We start from the raw sequence: 362 nt of genomic DNA on the forward strand, positions 1-362 counted from the left end.
CGACACCCTGTTCGCCAAGCTGCAGACCGCCACCGATCCCGTCGCCGTCCAGTCGCTGGAAGCAGCGATCTGGGAGCAGTGGACCGTGCCGCCCGATCCGCAGCAGCGCGCCCGCGGCACGTCGATCCTGATCGTCGAAACCGCGGGCTGCACCGGCTATCGGCTCGGTCGCGTGCTGGACAAGCTGGGGCTGAAGGGCCAGGACACCTCGGAGCTGTTCTTCGACGACGTCCGCGTCCCCGTCGCCAACCGGGTCGGCGAGGAAGGCAAGGGCTGGACCTACGGCAAATATCTCCTGGAATTCGAGCGCGGCTCCGGCATCGCCTCGGCGAAATTGCGCGAGGCGCTGAAGATGGTGTCGG

General features: G+C 67.7%; 1 pseudogene. It reads left to right on the plus strand.

The features are described from left to right. Positions 1-362 (plus strand): annotated as a pseudogene (locus ACUXVE_RS20060) (hypothetical protein); the annotation flags it as partial.

The organism is Stenotrophomonas sp. 3(2025) (assembly GCF_052665395.1).